The organism is Paraglaciecola sp. G1-13, from assembly GCF_055809255.1.
In genome coordinates, this window is sequence record NZ_CM147903.1 from 5034411 (window position 1) to 5049622 (window position 15212).

The 15212-nt window shown below is 45.3% G+C and carries 16 protein-coding genes; 9 read left to right on the forward strand and 7 right to left on the reverse strand.

The window, feature by feature from the left end; translation table 11 throughout:
* Positions 1-48 precede the first annotated feature (48 nt).
* Together AC0L6N_RS21450 and AC0L6N_RS21455 are read left to right on the forward strand one after the other, a co-directional pair.
* Positions 49-213, forward strand: a complete 165-nt coding sequence (locus AC0L6N_RS21450; protein WP_157043382.1) for a hypothetical protein — start codon at positions 49-51, stop codon at positions 211-213.
* Between the two features lie 89 nt (positions 214-302).
* Positions 303-1235 (forward strand): GGDEF domain-containing protein, encoded by a 933-nt coding sequence (locus AC0L6N_RS21455; protein ID WP_473477561.1) that lies wholly within the window; start codon positions 303-305, stop codon positions 1233-1235.
* A gap of 151 nt (positions 1236-1386) precedes the next feature.
* Here the strand turns inward: AC0L6N_RS21455 and purD are convergent, their stop codons facing one another.
* The 6 genes from purD to AC0L6N_RS21485 form a co-directional block, all read right to left on the reverse strand.
* On the reverse strand, positions 1387-2670 hold the full coding sequence (gene purD, locus AC0L6N_RS21460) for a phosphoribosylamine--glycine ligase (protein ID WP_473477564.1): 1284 nt from the start codon (positions 2668-2670) through the stop codon (positions 1387-1389).
* 101 nt (positions 2671-2771) lie between these two features.
* Entirely contained in the window at positions 2772-3578 is an 807-nt protein-coding gene (locus AC0L6N_RS21465; RefSeq protein WP_473477566.1) for a class I SAM-dependent methyltransferase, read from the reverse strand.
* A gap of 157 nt (positions 3579-3735) precedes the next feature.
* The gene (gene purH / locus AC0L6N_RS21470; RefSeq protein ID WP_473477569.1) at positions 3736-5358 is read right to left on the reverse strand and encodes a bifunctional phosphoribosylaminoimidazolecarboxamide formyltransferase/IMP cyclohydrolase; all 1623 of its coding nucleotides are present in this window, start codon (positions 5356-5358) and stop codon (positions 3736-3738) included.
* 99 nt (positions 5359-5457) lie between these two features.
* Positions 5458-5751, reverse strand: coding sequence for a DNA-binding transcriptional regulator Fis (gene fis / locus AC0L6N_RS21475; RefSeq protein WP_006991173.1), 294 nt, complete (start codon positions 5749-5751; stop codon positions 5458-5460).
* 29 nt (positions 5752-5780) lie between these two features.
* Entirely contained in the window at positions 5781-6782 is a 1002-nt protein-coding gene (gene dusB / locus AC0L6N_RS21480; protein WP_011573200.1) for a tRNA dihydrouridine synthase DusB, read from the reverse strand.
* Between the two features lie 311 nt (positions 6783-7093).
* The gene (locus tag AC0L6N_RS21485) at positions 7094-7399 is read right to left on the reverse strand and encodes an Mpo1-like protein (RefSeq protein ID WP_011573201.1); all 306 of its coding nucleotides are present in this window, start codon (positions 7397-7399) and stop codon (positions 7094-7096) included.
* A gap of 167 nt (positions 7400-7566) precedes the next feature.
* Here AC0L6N_RS21485 and AC0L6N_RS21490 point away from each other — a divergent pair, with 167 nt between their 5' ends.
* The gene (locus tag AC0L6N_RS21490; RefSeq protein ID WP_011573202.1) at positions 7567-8412 is read left to right on the forward strand and encodes a tetratricopeptide repeat protein; all 846 of its coding nucleotides are present in this window, start codon (positions 7567-7569) and stop codon (positions 8410-8412) included.
* Positions 8413-8547: 135 nt separating this feature from the next.
* Here the strand turns inward: AC0L6N_RS21490 and AC0L6N_RS21495 are convergent, their stop codons facing one another.
* Complete coding sequence (locus AC0L6N_RS21495) at positions 8548-9432, reverse strand: LysR family transcriptional regulator (RefSeq protein ID WP_011573203.1); 885 nt, start codon at positions 9430-9432, stop codon at positions 8548-8550.
* Between the two features lie 132 nt (positions 9433-9564).
* On the opposite strand from AC0L6N_RS21495, the gene AC0L6N_RS21500 reads away from it, so the two are divergent.
* The 6 genes from AC0L6N_RS21500 to AC0L6N_RS21525 all read left to right on the forward strand — a co-directional run bounded on the left by AC0L6N_RS21500 (position 9565) and on the right by AC0L6N_RS21525 (position 15204).
* The gene (locus AC0L6N_RS21500; RefSeq protein WP_473477573.1) at positions 9565-10215 is read left to right on the forward strand and encodes a peroxiredoxin-like family protein; all 651 of its coding nucleotides are present in this window, start codon (positions 9565-9567) and stop codon (positions 10213-10215) included.
* A gap of 111 nt (positions 10216-10326) precedes the next feature.
* Positions 10327-11010, forward strand: a complete 684-nt coding sequence (locus tag AC0L6N_RS21505) for a haloacid dehalogenase type II (RefSeq protein WP_011573205.1) — start codon at positions 10327-10329, stop codon at positions 11008-11010.
* A 178-nt stretch (positions 11011-11188) separates the two neighbouring features.
* Positions 11189-12115, forward strand: coding sequence for an alpha/beta hydrolase (locus AC0L6N_RS21510; protein WP_011573206.1), 927 nt, complete (start codon positions 11189-11191; stop codon positions 12113-12115).
* Between the two features lie 30 nt (positions 12116-12145).
* Positions 12146-12733, forward strand: a complete 588-nt coding sequence (locus tag AC0L6N_RS21515; protein ID WP_473477575.1) for a pentapeptide repeat-containing protein — start codon at positions 12146-12148, stop codon at positions 12731-12733.
* Between the two features lie 795 nt (positions 12734-13528).
* The gene (locus AC0L6N_RS21520; protein ID WP_473477578.1) at positions 13529-13873 is read left to right on the forward strand and encodes a hypothetical protein; all 345 of its coding nucleotides are present in this window, start codon (positions 13529-13531) and stop codon (positions 13871-13873) included.
* 293 nt (positions 13874-14166) lie between these two features.
* On the forward strand, positions 14167-15204 hold the full coding sequence (locus tag AC0L6N_RS21525; RefSeq protein ID WP_473477579.1) for a succinylglutamate desuccinylase/aspartoacylase family protein: 1038 nt from the start codon (positions 14167-14169) through the stop codon (positions 15202-15204).
* The last annotated feature ends 8 nt before the right edge of the window (positions 15205-15212 follow it).

Consider the following 15212-nt stretch of genomic DNA (forward strand, 5'->3'; position numbering starts at 1 on the left):
CATCTGACGTGACAATGCTCAAAAATTATAAATGTAGTAAGAGGTATTATGATGGATAAGCACAATAAGAATGCATACTTTAACTGGTTCGAAAAAGTAGACAAGCCTGAGTCCAATGAATCGGAGCTTGTTGAGCGTTTAGTTGAGGAAAATACTCTGCTAAAAAAAATACTCATGCAAAAACAGCAGGAGGGTATTGAAACTGCTGTTTGATTATTGAACAATGAAGCGTCTTTCATGTCGATTAGGTGCTGTGGCAATTTGCGAGTTAAGCACCTAGCTGACCAAAACCCAGAGCCGCAATGCAAAATCCAGAGAGTGCAAATGTTCTAAAACAAACGTTGCTGGTGGTAGATAACCCCGGCGAAATGTTAAAAGCACTCACCCGCCAATTTTCAACATCATTCCATTTGCTCGTGTGTAATGACAATGAAGAGGTACTCAAGTTAGCGCTAAATGCACCTATCGACTTAGTATTGATCAGAGTATCTCCCCGTGACAGCGACTGGCTTCTCATTTGTACTCGTTTGAAACAGCACCCCCTAACCATAGATATTCCGCTTATCTTGTATGGTAAAGATACGCCCAAATCCTTAATTTTATCTGGACTAGAAGCGGGTGCATTAGACTTCGTTGAGCTGCCAACCGATATTCCCATGCTCAACATCAAGATCCGAAATCATATGCAGGTATCGGCTAAGCTTCGTACGCTGGCGCTTATCTCCTGTACCGATGGGCTGACTGGTGTACCTAACCGCATGCAGCTCGACACCACCTACAACCGGTTTTGGTACGCAGCTATTCGAGGGCAACATGAGCTGTCAGTGCTAATGATTGATATTGATTTTTTCAAGGGATTTAATGATACCTATGGTCATGTAGCGGGTGACGAATGTTTAAAGAAGGTTGCCACTACCATTGAAGCGAGTTTGCAGCGTGAGAGTGATGCTATGGGGCGCTATGGCGGCGAAGAGTTCCTAGTACTGTTACCTTTCACCGATAAAGTAGGCGCGCAAAAAATAGCTGAAATGATATTACGCAATATTGAAGCGCTAGATATAAAAAACAAGGCGTCTACTGTTAATGGTAAGGTCACTGTGAGTGTCGGTGCGGCAACACTCAAGCTCCATGACATTAACGACCACACCTTTAATCACCCTGAATTTCTAGTTGAGCAAGCCGACAGGTGTCTTTATCAAGCTAAGAAACAGGGCCGCAACCGGCTTGTGAGTTAGTCATACCCCTTCCAATAAATACGTGCCCTGTGAGAATTCCCCCAGCGGATTTTGAACAAGGCGTTGGTATAAGAAGGCTCATTTAAAGCACATAAAAAAAGCGCCATGTTGGCGCTTTCTAGTGTCGCTTTCAGATTTTAAACCCTAATCTTTATTGCTCACGAGCAATGGCGCGATAAGCAATGTCGTCACGATAGAACATGCCATTCCAGCTGATGCTCTTGGCCAGTTCATAAGCACGTTGTTGTGCCTCAGTGACGCTTTCGCCTAAGGCTGTTGCGCACAATACGCGCCCACCGTTTGTCGTTACATTACCGTTGACATCTTTCGTACCAGCGTGAAAAACCTTAGCCACGTCGCTTTCATTTTGGTTTAAACCAGAAATCACGTCGCCTTTTTTATAAGCTTGCGGATAACCACCTGCGGCGAGTACCACGCCCACAGCAGCTCTAGGGTCAAACTTGGCAGTGGCTTGGTCTAACTTACCGTCAACGGCAAGCTGCACTAACTCAACGAGGTCAGACTGCAAGCGCATCATGATGGGCTGTGTTTCAGGATCCCCAAATCGGCAGTTATATTCAATCACCTTAGGTGTGCCATCGGCCATGATCATCAAGCCCGCATATAAGAAGCCGTGGTAATCGTTACCTTCGCTTGCCATACCTTGTACCGTAGGGTAGATCACTTCATCCATCACGCGTCGGTGAATTTCATCGGTCACAACGGGGGCTGGTGAATACGCGCCCATGCCACCTGTGTTTGGCCCTGTGTCGCCATTGCCCACACGTTTGTGATCTTGGCTGGTGGCAAATGGTAATACATTTTTGCCGTCAACCATGACAATAAAGCTAGCTTCTTCACCATCCAAGAACTCTTCAATGACAACACGACTGCCTGCTTCGCCAAAGGCATTGCCCGCCAGCATATCGCGCACTGCATCTTCGGCTTCATCTAAGGTCATCGCGACAATCACACCCTTGCCTGCGGCTAGGCCATCAGCTTTTATCACGATAGGAGCGCCTATTTGTTGCAAATAGGCTAAGGCGGGCTCAATCTCAGTGAAATTTTGATATTCAGCTGTAGGGATCTTATGACGCGCTAAAAAATCTTTAGTGAATGCTTTTGAACCTTCAAGCTGCGCAGCGGCTTTACTCGGGCCGAAAATCGCTAAACTTTCGGCTTGAAATGCATCTACCACGCCCAACACAAGTGGTACTTCTGGGCCCACTATGGTTAAAGCAATCGCATTTTGTTTGGCAAAAGTGACCAGCGCGCTGATATCTTCAACGTCGATGGCAACATTCTCGAGTTTTGGCTCAAGGGCCGTTCCTGCATTACCTGGGGCAACATAAACTTGGCTTACACCGTTTGATTGTGCTGCTTTATAAGCTAGAGCATGCTCGCGGCCACCGCCGCCAATTATCAATACTTTCATGAGATCCGCTTTAGAAAATGGGTTAACAAATAGGGCTATTTATCAAAACGCCGCTCAATAAGGCGGCGTTTTGAATGGCTAATCGCTAGCCTAATACAGGTTTATTTTACGAACTTTAAGGTCATACGATTGCTCTCGCCAATCTTCAGGTACTTACCTTCGTCCTTCTCGCCTAAACGTAAGCTCGGGGGTAAGGTCCACACGCCTTTTTCGTGTTCGCCGCTATCTAATTTATTGGCGTTGATTTCACTTTGACCTGCTAGGGTAAATCCAGCTTTTTCAGCAAGAGCGATAACATATGACTGTTTCATGTAGCCGGAGCTTTGTTGCAACGCGCTGCTTTGTGATTCGCGTAAGCTATGCTCAACCACACCAAGCACACCGCCGACCTTTAAAGCTTTGTAAAAAGCTTTAAAGGCGTTTTCTACGCCTTCATCACCGTCTTGCATGTACCAGTTATGAATATTGCGAAAGGTGAGCACGCGGTCAAGGGATTCAGCTGGCGCAAAATCAGTGGCTTTCATTGGATGAAAGGTGGTGACCTTAACGTTTTGATAGCTTTTTAATGCAGTTATTTTCTGCTCAAATTGTTCACGAGATTTTTTATAAAACTCGTTGGTGTTCTCATCCACATAAAAGTGTGCAGCGTAAAACTGGCCCTTTTCCTTTAATAGCGGAGCAAGAATATTACTGTACCAACCACCACCAGGTGAAATCTCGGCTACAGCCATGTCTTCCTGAACTTCAAAGAAGCGAAGAGTTTGCTGCGGATGACGGTATTCGTCACGTAAACGTTGTTCGGTAGGGCGTCCTTCATCGGCTAGAGCATCGATAAGGGCATCAGCTTGAGCAAAAGAAGAAGCTAAGAACGTAATAGAACAAACTAACTGCGTAGCGCGCTTAAACATGAGCAAATCCTGTAATGAGTCTTTAAACGGACCTAGTGTAGCGTTTTTTTACGCAACACTAAATATCAAGTAGCTTAAACCTAAGCCGTAAATCTGCTCAAATCAGCGAAGAGCGATGGAGTAAACACCGCGCTTCGCTTGCGATTAATGCAGACAATTAATGGCGGAAGTGACGCATACCAGTGAATACCATAGCGATACCATGTTCATCCGCTGCGGCGATAACTTCATTATCACGCATAGAACCTCCGGGCTGAATGACAGCGCTGATCCCAGCTGCTGCGGCGGCATCAATACCGTCACGGAACGGGAAGAACGCGTCAGAAGCCATTACCGAACCTTCTACTTGCAAACCTTCATCAGCCGCTTTAATACCCGCGATTTTGGCTGAGTAAACTCGGCTCATTTGGCCTGCGCCTACACCGATCGTCATGCTGTTTTTGCAATATACAATCGCGTTAGATTTAACGTATTTAGCGACTTTCCAGGTAAACATTAAGTCTTTTAACTGCTGCTCGGTCGGTTGCACTTTGGTGACAACCGTTAAGTCTTCCATGTCAACCATGCCAAAATCACGCTCTTGCACTAATAAACCGCCGTTGACACGTTTGAAGTCGTAACCGTCAGTTAACTGGCCTTGCCAATCACCGCAGGCTAAAAGGCGAACATTCTTTTTAGCCGCAACGATGGCAACGGCTTCATCGTTAACGCTAGGAGCAATGATCACTTCTACGAACTGGCGGTCGACAATAGCTTGCGCCGTTGGGCCATCTAATTCACGGTTAAACGCAATGATGCCGCCGAATGCAGAGGTAGGGTCTGTTTGGTAAGCGCGGTTGTAAGCTTCAAGTATGTTCTCGCCCAGGGCTACTCCGCAGGGGTTAGCATGCTTAACGATAACGCACGCAGGCTCTGCGAATTCCTTCACGCACTCTAATGCAGAGTCGGTGTCAGCGATGTTATTAAACGACAGCTCTTTGCCTTGTAACTGAGTAGCGGTCGAAACAGACGCTTCTTGAACGTTGTTTTCTACGTAGAATGCAGCGTCTTGATGGCTGTTTTCGCCGTAGCGTAAATCTTGCTTTTTACTCATTTGTACATTGAATGTACGGGGGAATGCACTGTGTACATGGCCGCAATCATCAGCACAGTCGTCTGAACACTCATCAGCGCGGCTGTCAGATTCGATCATGGTGCCGAAGTAGTTGGCGATCATGCCGTCATATTCGGCGGTGTGTTCAAATGCGGCGATAGCTAAATCGAAACGCGTATTGGCTGTTACTGAGCCATTATTGGCTAGCATCTGCTCGGTGACACGGGCATAGTCTTTGGCGTTGACGACTATCGTTACGTCATTATGGTTTTTGGCTGCTGCGCGTACCATAGTTGGGCCGCCGATATCGATGTTTTCAATCGCATCTTCAAGGCTGCAGTCGTCATTGGCAACGGTGGCAGCAAAAGGATAAAGATTCACCACAACTAAATCGATAGGTTGAATGTTGTTTTCAGCCATCACTGCTTCATCTTGGCCGCGACGCGCAAGAATGCCGCCGTGAATTTTGGGATGCAGGGTTTTTACACGGCCGTCCATGATTTCAGGATGACCAGTATAAGCAGATGCTTCGATAACAGTTAGCCCGTGGTCTGCTAATAATTTGGCTGTACCACCGGTCGATAAAAGCTCAACGCCTTGCTCGGCTAAGAAAGTGGCAAATTCTACAATGCCAGTTTTGTCAGAAACGCTTAATAAAGCGCGGCGAATAGGTTTTTGAGTCGTCATAGTGTGTTTATCTTCTAAAAAGGATTAACAATGATGCTAGGGGCGCGAAGTATAGCGCATACAAAAAGAGCACCCTAGGGTGCTCTTTCATTTTTTTACTTAGTTCATGCCGTACTGTTTAAGCTTCTTGCGTAGCGTGCCACGGTTGATGCCTAACATGATTGACGCGCGAGTTTGGTTTCCGCGGGTGAAAGTCATGATTTCTTCTAACATTGGCGCTTCAACTTCGGCCATTACTAGTTCGTACAAATTTTCGATATCTGTGTTGTCTAGTTGCTTAAGGTACTTATTCACTGCTTGTTTTACAGAGTCACGTAAAGGCTTCTGCGCCTGTGTTTGTGAAGGAGTCGTTACCGTAGTGGTAAAAGGAGAAGTTACATTTTGCTCGAACATATACAATCTTGCTCTTTAGTTAGTCATCGTTAGGCAGCAGGTGATACGAGATGAGTCGTAGGTTCGCCTGCCAAGTGGTCAAAATAATGTGCCAATGAATCAAGTTGCTCTGCAGCATCATCAATCGCATTGAACCTGGCTCGGAATTGCCGCTCACGGTCATGTTCCGCTAAATACCAACCCACATGTTTGCGAGCTATCCGCGCTCCCTTAAATTCACCGTAAAATTGGTGAACATTGGCTACGTGCGCTAATAATACGTCGCGCACTTCACCTAATGGGGGCGAAGGCAGTATTTCGCCAGTTTGCAGAAAATGTTGAATTTGGCGAAATATCCAAGGGTTACCTTGGGCACCTCGGCCTATCATCAACGCATCTGCATTGGTGTATTCCAACACGTGTTTTGCACTGTGCACGCAGGTAATATCACCGTTGGCAACGACGGGTATCGACACAGCCTGTTTAATGGCTTTAATGGTGTCGTACTCAGCGTTACCTTTGTACATACAGGCCCGGGTGCGACCATGAACTGCTAAAGACTGAATGCCGTTTTGTTCGGCGATCTTTGCAATTTGCACCCCGTTGCGATTGTCCGTATTCCAACCTGTGCGTATTTTTAACGTTACCGGAACCTGCACCGCTTCGACCACAGATTGAACTATTCGCTCAACCAATTGTGGATCTTGCAATAACGCAGAGCCCGCCAACTTCTTATTTACCTTCTTAGCCGGACACCCCATGTTGATATCAACAATTTGGGCACCGTTGTCCACGTTAAACTGTGCCGCTTGAGCCATTAATAATGGATCAGCGCCAGCAATCTGAACCGCGCGGATCCCTTTTTCGCCTACATGATCCATACGTTGCTTGGATTTACTTGACCGCCATACATCAGGATTAGACGACAGCATTTCAGATACCACCAAACCTGCACCCATGCGTTTGCATAATTGCCGGAAAGGCCTATCTGTCACACCTGCCATAGGCGCCAGAATCAAATTGTTTTCAAGCTTGTAAGGACCAATCTGCATAATTCAAAACGCGAAATCGCGCAAAAACTGTCCGGTTTGCAAAAAAGGGCGGCAAGTTTACGGTTTTTTTACAGACTTGAAAAGGCTATATTTTGAACAAATTGTCAGTTTTTTTGACGTTTTGGGCTTGACACTTATAGAACATAGCAAATTTCACATGTCCTCACTTTATGCTGGGTGATATCTGAGCAGCTGTGTAAATTAAATGTAGCCGAACTGGCAGGGATGTTACACAGAAACCCTACCATTACTGGGGTTAAGAGGGGGTGTTAACAGAAGCAAGATAAGACTGAGAGAGGATCGAAAACAAACTAGAACTTAATTTTTCCCGTGAGCATGTCTTTAAACATCACCCAGTCTCCTAGGAAGCTATAAAAAGGGTAGGTAAAGGTGGCTGGTCTATTGTGTTCGTAAAAGAAGTGCCCGACCCAAGCGAAACCATAGCCTAATACAGGGATAAGCCACAGCAGGGCAAATTGAGCATTTAGCACTGCGTATATAATGGTAAATATAATCAAGCTTGAACCTACAAAGTGTAAGCGACGGCAAACCGTGTCTTGATGTTCACTCAGGTAATAAGGATAAAAATCAGCAAAGCTTTGGTATTTCTTGGACATGGGGTTTCCCCTTCACTATGTGTTCTAATAAACTAGACGTTAGCACGGGCAATAATGGGAAGATTGTCTAATAGGCGACAGTCTTGCTTTTTTCAAAGGCAGAAAACGGCTTGAGTTTGGCGTAAACGACCCCACCATTTGTTCATCATCAGCATAAGAGATTTAACATGCAAAATAGCGTAGATATTACCATTGAGAATTTTCAGCAAGTCATCTTACAAGAATCCGCCACCAAATTGGTTATGGTTGAGTTTTGGGCCCAAGGTTATGAGCCTAGTGAGCAACTAGCGCCAGTATTGCAAGCGATTGCGAGCAAACAAGGTGAAAATCTATTGCATGCTCGAGTGGATTGTCAGGCACAGCCAGATATTACGGCGCAATTTGGCGTGCAAAACTTGCCCACGGTTATGTTGATTAAAGATGGGCAACCTGTTGACGGCTTCGCCGGTGTTGAAAGTGAAGCGAATATTCAAGCCATGTTAGATAAACACTTGCCTAAGCCTCAAGACGAATTATTTGCCCAAGCCACTGCCATGGCAGAGCAAGCTAATTACCAAGAAGCGTTTACCCTTGTAAAGCAGGCGTTCGATTTGGACCCTAACCGCGCTGATATTAAGTTGTTATTGGCGGATTGCCAAGTAGAAGTAGGCCAGGTGAATCAAGCCAAGGAATTATTAGCGACCATTGGCTTGGTGGACCAAGACGGATATTACCGTGCTATTTTAGGTAAAATTGAATTGGCCGAGCAAGCCGCTGAGTCCCCCGAAATTATTGCTTTGCAACAAGCACTGGAAAGTGACCCAGACAACTTAGATTTAAAAGTAAAATTAGCAGTACAATTGCGTCAAGCCAATCAGATCGAAGAAGCATTGGGCTTAATGCACTCTGTATTGCTAAAAGACCTGAACTTTCAAGATGCTAAAAAATTAATGCTAGATATGATCAACGCGCTGCCAGATGGAGAGCCTCTTAAATCTCAATATCGCCGTAAGGTGTATAGTCTGCTTTATTAACGATAAATGACTTCAAGCGCGCATCTCAATGTGCGCGTTTAAAAGCAGGTAAATTCAATAATACCAAGGCCATTCCTTGGTATTTTTTTATTTGTTTTTCACCGCACTACAGGTATTTCAGGACATATTGCGGGCCTAGCATTGACTAAAAGCCTGTTTTACAAATTCGAAGAAGGCTTCGGCTTTACGAGTCGCTAAACTATTTTGCGGGCGTAAAAACCAGACTGGTGCCTCTGGCGAAGCAAGTACGTTGGGCAATACCTCTACTAATTTCCCCTCTTGGATGCAGCGCTTAATCGCAATTTCTGATTTTATGCCAATGCCGTGACCCGCCCGCAGCGCTTGGGTCATATTGTCAGAATTAGAAATCGTAAACCGAGTTTTAGTATTCAAGGCAAATACGCTGCCATCATTATGTAAAAGTTTAAGCTGTTTTTGCCATGGCAGGGCGACAAAACGGTGCTCGGTGAGTGCTTGTACGTCAGAAATAGGTGGGTGTTGTGCTAGGTAATGGGGCGAAGCACATAAGATCCGCTTGTTGTTAACTATTTTACGCGCCAGTAATCCTGAGTTTGCTAAGGTGCCCACCCGAATCGCAACGTCTTGGGCATCGTCCACTACATTGACGAACTGATCGGTCACCAGAAAATCTAAAATAACGTCAGGGTATTGCTGCTCAAACTTGACGAGGTTAGGCAGGATATAAATTGAAAATATCCAAGGTGGCAGTGTCACCCGCAATCGCCCACTGATCGCACTGTCTCTGGCGCCAATGGCAAACTCGGCATCATACAGGGCAGCTAAAATATCTCCCACACGTTGATAAAACTCTTCCCCTTCGGCGGAAGGGCGCACATTACGACTATCTCTAAATATTAAAACCGTGCCCAGAATGCGTTCAAGTTTAGACAGCCTGTGGCTGACTGTGGCAGGGGATATGTTTAAAGCGCTGGCCGCAGAAACCACGCCTTTGTTTTCTACTATGGCAATAAAGGTTTCTAATTCGTTGATTGTGTACATAAAGTGGGGCCGATCTTTACTGATTCGAAAATATTAAACCATGCTTTCGGTTTTACCTGCTAGGTTTTAATTTGTCTAACCCCATATCTTACCCATACATAGTTAACGCCGTATTTTAAGCAGGAGATAATCATGTCGCTACAGGCGCAAATAGCCGAATACGAAAAACAGAAAAATGCCACCGCGCCCAAGGACGTATTAAACGTTATGGCCTTAGCCACCAGTGATTTGATGGCAACGGATATTTCTTCTGATGCTTTACAAGTGGGGGATTACGCGCCTGATTTTAGTTTGCCAAATGTACATGGTGAGCTCGTCACCTTAGCTGAAATGTTGGCCCACGGGCCCGTGGTGTTAAATTTCTATCGCGGTGGTTGGTGTCCTTATTGCAACTACGAGCTTCGAGCATTTGAAGAAGTGCTGGAACGCATCGAAGATTTAGGGGCACAGTTGGTGGCAGTGTCACCCGAAACGCCAGATAACTCACTCACCACCAAAGATAAAAACGAGTTGTCTTACGCTGTATTGTCAGATGTGGGCAACAATGTGACGAATGACTACGGTCTGGTATTTAGCCTAGACGAGCGCTTACGGCCAATTTATTCGCATTCAGGAGTGGATCTTCCCGCTTTTAATGGTGATGACACCTTCAATTTGCCCATGCCTGCAACGTATGTCATCAATCAAAGCGGTCAAATTGTGTATGCGTTCGTATCTGAAGATTACACTAAGCGCTCAGAGCCATCTGAGGTCTTGAAAATTTTAACCACACTTGATAACTAAGCAGAGTACCCATTTATGCACTTATTTATGCGCTTATATATACCTTTCGCAAAACGAAAGCGGTTGATCACGTTAACCTTTCTTTTCTTTTCACTATTAGGAGCGAACTTTATGGCTCATGCGGCCCCAAAACCTAAAGTTATTATTTTCGATGTAAACGAAACCCTTCTCGATTTAGAAACCATGCGCACCTCAGTCGGTAAGGCCTTAGATGGTCAAGAAGAGCTAACAACTTTATGGTTTTCAACCATGTTGCATCATTCGCTAGTGACCACAGTAACCGGTGACTACCAAGACTTTGGTAAAATTGGCGTAGCGGCGTTAATGATGGTGGCGCAAAACAACAATATCGACATTACCGAAGAGCAAGCTGTAACCGCGATTAAAACGCCCTTACTATCTCTGCCCGCTCACCCTGATGTTAAAGCGGGGTTGACTGCCCTTAAAGCGCAAGGATTCAAGATTGTCAGTTTGACTAACTCGTCTAACAAAGGTGTTGAGACCCAGTTCAAAAATGCGGGTTTAACGGATTATTTCGATAAGCGCATGAGCATTGAAGACATTAAAGTTTACAAACCTGATCTGCGTTCATATGCATGGGCACTTGAACAACTGAATATTAAACCTGAAGAGGCGCTAATGGTTGCTGCCCACGGTTGGGATGTCGCCGGCGCTAAAGCGGCAGGGTTACAAACCGCTTTTGTAGCGCGCCCAGGCAAAGCGCTTTATCCGTTGGCACAAGAGCCAGACTATATCGTAAAAGATTTGAGCGAATTGGTTGAAATACTAAAGTAAGCTGATGTCATGACGTCAGGTGTTTGTTTGTGAATACCTGCAGACAAAAAATGCTTTTCAAGCCCTCGAATGCCTCGCCGTATTCAAGGGCTTTTTGTTTGTATTATTCGGTTTTGAGTTTTCATCATAAAAATTGTCTTTATACTCGATGTAGGTCAAAACAAAGAATAATAATAACATGCGCAAAATATTTGTGATGCTACTGGTAGTGGTTGTTGGGCTATTGCTCTGGCTTGGGGTGTGTTTATTACAAGACAGCCGAAGCACAGGCTTAGCTATTTTCAATAACACACTCAAGCTGATTGACCCCATCACAGTCAATCATGATATTGCCTTTGGCGATGAGCCATGGCAAACATTAGATGTGTACCCCAGTGACAATTCGCACCCTGTGGCACCGGTTATCGTATTTATTCACGGTGGAGGTTGGAATTGGGGAAACAAGTCTATGTATTATTTCGTCGCTCATGCCTTTGTTGCACGCGGCTACACAGTCGTTATTCCTGACTATATTAAATATCCTGAAGGGCACTTCCCCCAGTTCATTGAAGATGGCGCAAAAACACTTGCTTGGGTAAAAGAGAATATTTCCCGCTATAACGGTAACCCGCAACAAATTTATCTTGCAGGGCATTCAGCTGGGGCACACACCGGCGCGCTATTGATGACGGACAAACACTATTTGACTGACGTTGGCATAACTGTGGGGGATATCAGCGGCTTTGCAGGCATAGCTGGGCCTTATGCATTTACCCCAGATTCACCAGAATACATAGCCACCTTCGGTGAAGAGAATTTTCACACAATGAAAGCCACTAGCCATGTTGATGGCGACGAGCCACCCATGTTGCTATTACATGCAATGGGTGACAACGCAGTGGGTGAATTCAATCAACAACAGCTAGCACAAGCCTTGCGTGATGCAAATCGGCCAGTGCAGACACGGCTTTACGGTGAAGAGATTAATCACATCAACATATTATTAAAACTGCATCCTTGGTTTGCAGGTAGCGTCGATACTGGGCATGACTTAGACGAGTTTTTTCAATTGCTCAGTGCACAGCAATTTAACGAGCTACGGCCTACCCACCAAGGGGCCAATTAACAGAAGTATTTAACCGAAATAGGTAACGTATTGGGCATTGAATATTACGATGACGAGATTGGTCATCAACACCCTTTAGCCAGTGAAGCTTGCTGGGAGAGCATAAGGTTCGAACAGTGCAGGTTCGAAAAGCTTGATTTGAGGGAAGGGCAATGGCGCTTTTGTGTATTTGATGAATGTGAATTTGTCGATTGTGATTTGTCGCTGCTGGCATTGAACAATAGCCAGTTTCACAGTGCCATTTTTATCCGCTGTAAATTATTGGCAGTTGACTGGACGCAAGCAGATTGGACTAGTCATTTGGGAAACCCGCCAAAATTTAAAGACTGCATACTCAACTCCGGCTCTTTTTTTGGCTTGGCTCTGGGGGCTATACAGCTTATTGATTGCAAAGTGCATGATGTCGACTTTACCCAAGCCAGTTTGCGTAAAGCGCGTTTTGTAGGCAGTGAGCTAGATCAAAGCCGCTTTCATAATACGACTTTGACTTCAGCTGATTTCACCCAAGCCCAGGGTTATCAAATAGATTTAAGGCAAAATCGTGTAGATAAGGCTCGTTTCTCTCGCATTGAAGCGTTGGGGCTGTTAGCTACATTAGGGATTGAGTTAGTAGACTAAAGTTTGCATTTTGTGAGTTGAGCTAACAGTATCCGTGCCATCTGCCATCTGCCATCTCATTCATGAAACGAGCCCTATGCAAGTTCAAGCAACTCACGCTTCTTCAATGGCAAAGCGATATTAGACTAATGGACAGGGCCTTCTATTTACATTCAAAGATTGGTGCAAATCATTTAGGGAAAGCCTGATTTAAACAAGCCGGCTCAACAAACGTCTCATCCAATGTAGTTAAATCCATCAGACTGCTGATCCGTTGTGGCCATCTACGTGTTACCGCATGGCTCGGCGAAATCGGCATTGATAGCACCGAGATTGATACGTTGCTGCGTAGTCAGGAAAGCGCGTTAACCGTTCTACGACAGTGTCCCTAAAACACACCACGCATATCTCAATATACTGGTGTCGTTAACAGCGACCTTCTTAGGCTTCTACATACATTGTCTAATCGTTAACCATTTTAGGTTGTGTTACTTTCTGCGCCTTAGAGATGGGAGCTTATTTTATGTAGCAACAAGGCATAGAAAATATTCCATTACACCGTCAGTAGTTTTTATCTGACGTGTGTAAAAAACTCTCAATTTTTCAGGAAGATACAGGCCTATTGATGATGAATAATAGGTAAGATAAGCAGTGAAGCAGTCGTTTATTTTTCTTTATCTTTATGATTCAAAACAGATTTTTAATTGGTGAACTCCTTATATAGCTTTCTGGCTTTAAAGGGTATCGATATTGCAAATACTGTTTTAGCGCAAGACCTAAGGTCTTGTTTAACTATTAATTTTAAAGAGAGAAACCATGAAAACCTTATTGTCATTGACCACAGTAATCACTTTAGCCGCTGGTGGCTTTTTATTGAATGCGCAGGCTGACGAGAGTGTTTCCACCCCAAATTCCGCAGCAATGTCGGTGATGCCTGTTGAGCTACATCAGTTAGAGGCAAAATTGACCGGCATGCAATATGACCTGTCAGACCGTAATACCAAATTGCGTGTTCAACGCGCCGCTTATTATTTTGGAATAGCGCGTAAACATGCCGACTCAGGTTGGAGTAAAATGGCTGTTGAACAAGCAACGCGCGGTTTGTCATTGCTTGAGTTAAGTAATATGCAGTACTTGCAAAGCGCTAACGTGCAAATGTAGTTTTCGCTAGCTTTCGCTAGCTTTCGCTAGCTTTCGCTAGCTTTCTGGCTGCGAGCATCAAGCGCAGCCTCGCCGTGTTATCTTTTTAGTTAGCATGCGCTTCGCTCAATCATTTACCTGCAGCTACCACTAGGTTTACAACGAGCGCATCAAACATGCTCCGCTCAGCAATATTCTCGCTATCCGCGATCTTCAACTCTGGTCTTCTGGAAGCTAGGTCTTTCATATACAATTCAATGGCATGTGATGTGTAGACCCAATCTTTTGACCTTCATGACCTAACTGGAAAAACGATGCATCTACGATCCCGCTATTTAATGATTATTATGTGCTTTATCACCACCCTAGCAAATGCTGCTCGCTCGCCCTTCGAATTAGCAGGCAACAGCATTCCTGCAGGTGAGCAGCGTTCATTTTTTGCCAACGTTACGGATACTGATATGCAGGTCCCGATCACCGTTTTCCATGGGGTTGACTCAGGCCCGGTCTTGACCTTTTCTGCCGGAACACATGGCGACGAATTCCCAGCAATCACAGCCCTACAACGTTTGCGCTCAGAGGTTGACCCAGCTGTACTCAAAGGAACGCTCATTCTTGTGCATGCGGCAAATTTGCCTGCGCTTCACCAATACGGCCTAAGCGCTCTGCATCCAAATGACAAAAAGAATCTAAATCGGGAGTTTCCTGGCAACGCCAAAGGTTCTGATACAGAGCGTCTTGCGCATTTTTTAACAGAAGAGATCATCGGCAATAGTGACTATCTTGCTGACTTGCATTCAGGGAGCGCATATCAGCAACTATGGCCGCATATATACGCGCCCTTCGTGGGTGATAAAGCACTAGATGCTCGCACTCTGGCCTGGGCCAAAGCCTCCGGTATGCGTCATATCATTTTATACGGTGACCGCCCAAGAGATCCCGCCAATTCAATTAGTTACCCGAATACAGCAATGACACGTGGCAAGCCCGGCCTGACGCTAGAGATAGGTGATCGTGGCCATAACGAAGAAGTAGACGTGCTGGCATATCTTGATGCACTGCGCCGTCTAATTGCGGGTATCGACATGCTTCCCAGCACCTTACCTGCTTCAGAAGGTCAAACTATTTACGAACAACTTGTCGAAGTAGAAACCCCAGTAAAAGGCTTTTTTGAGTCTAAGTGTGAAATTGGCGAATTCGTGCACAAAGGGGCGCTACTAGGGATAGTGCGCGATTACTTTGGTGAACCTATCGCTGAGCTTCGGGCGCCAAACCGCGGTGTGGTGTTGATGCTTCAAAACGCGCCGCCAGCGAACAAAGGGGCAGCGTTGATAACCATTGGTGTCCAATAATTCACTGG

Excerpts from the sequence above, each read along its gene's own strand:
- AC0L6N_RS21450 (WP_157043382.1), top strand. The coding sequence starts at position 49 with ATGATGGATAAGCACAATAAGAATGCATACTTTAACTGGTTCGAAAAA.
- AC0L6N_RS21455 (WP_473477561.1), top strand. The coding sequence starts at position 303 with ATGCAAAATCCAGAGAGTGCAAATGTTCTAAAACAAACGTTGCTGGTG.
- purD (WP_473477564.1), bottom strand. The coding sequence starts at position 2,670 with ATGAAAGTATTGATAATTGGCGGCGGTGGCCGCGAGCATGCTCTAGCT.
- AC0L6N_RS21465 (WP_473477566.1), bottom strand. The coding sequence starts at position 3,578 with ATGTTTAAGCGCGCTACGCAGTTAGTTTGTTCTATTACGTTCTTAGCT.
- purH (WP_473477569.1), bottom strand. The coding sequence starts at position 5,358 with ATGACGACTCAAAAACCTATTCGCCGCGCTTTATTAAGCGTTTCTGAC.
- fis (WP_006991173.1), bottom strand. The coding sequence starts at position 5,751 with ATGTTCGAGCAAAATGTAACTTCTCCTTTTACCACTACGGTAACGACT.
- dusB (WP_011573200.1), bottom strand. The coding sequence starts at position 6,782 with ATGCAGATTGGTCCTTACAAGCTTGAAAACAATTTGATTCTGGCGCCT.
- AC0L6N_RS21485 (WP_011573201.1), bottom strand. The coding sequence starts at position 7,399 with ATGTCCAAGAAATACCAAAGCTTTGCTGATTTTTATCCTTATTACCTG.
- AC0L6N_RS21490 (WP_011573202.1), top strand. The coding sequence starts at position 7,567 with ATGCAAAATAGCGTAGATATTACCATTGAGAATTTTCAGCAAGTCATC.
- AC0L6N_RS21495 (WP_011573203.1), bottom strand. The coding sequence starts at position 9,432 with ATGTACACAATCAACGAATTAGAAACCTTTATTGCCATAGTAGAAAAC.
- AC0L6N_RS21500 (WP_473477573.1), top strand. The coding sequence starts at position 9,565 with ATGTCGCTACAGGCGCAAATAGCCGAATACGAAAAACAGAAAAATGCC.
- AC0L6N_RS21505 (WP_011573205.1), top strand. The coding sequence starts at position 10,327 with ATGGCTCATGCGGCCCCAAAACCTAAAGTTATTATTTTCGATGTAAAC.
- AC0L6N_RS21510 (WP_011573206.1), top strand. The coding sequence starts at position 11,189 with ATGCGCAAAATATTTGTGATGCTACTGGTAGTGGTTGTTGGGCTATTG.
- AC0L6N_RS21520 (WP_473477578.1), top strand. The coding sequence starts at position 13,529 with ATGAAAACCTTATTGTCATTGACCACAGTAATCACTTTAGCCGCTGGT.
- AC0L6N_RS21525 (WP_473477579.1), top strand. The coding sequence starts at position 14,167 with ATGCATCTACGATCCCGCTATTTAATGATTATTATGTGCTTTATCACC.